Source organism: Oceanospirillum linum, from assembly GCF_001995095.2.
GTDB classification, from domain to species: Bacteria; Pseudomonadota; Gammaproteobacteria; order Pseudomonadales; family Halomonadaceae; genus Oceanospirillum; species Oceanospirillum linum.
Genome location: NZ_MTSD02000279.1, coordinates 1 through 255, shown reverse-complemented (window position 1 = coordinate 255; position 255 = coordinate 1). Strand labels below are relative to the sequence as shown.

Here is a 255-nt window from a genome sequence, read left to right as displayed (position 1 = left end):
ACTGGGGTGAAGTCGTAACAAGGTAGCCGTAGGGGAACCTGCGGCTGGATCACCTCCTTAAACGACATCTCCAGGTTATCCCGGTAAAGTGTCCACATGAATTATCTGACTGAAGAATAAAGAAGAGTACAGTCGCTAGGCTGAACGTAGGCTTGTAGCTCAGCTGGTTAGAGCGCACCCCTGATAAGGGTGAGGTCGGTGGTTCAAGTCCACTCAGGCCTACCAATTTTGCGTGATACCTCGTTAAAGTATCTC

1 tRNA gene and 1 rRNA gene are annotated in these 255 nt (G+C 49.8%); both read left to right on the top strand.

Annotation, left to right across the window (positions count from 1 at the left end):
• A 16S ribosomal RNA gene (locus BTA35_RS17640) occupies positions 1-60 on the top strand; the annotation flags it as partial.
• A gap of 88 nt (positions 61-148) precedes the next feature.
• Positions 149-225: transfer RNA gene (locus BTA35_RS17635), tRNA-Ile, on the top strand.
• Positions 226-255: the final 30 nt, after the last annotated feature.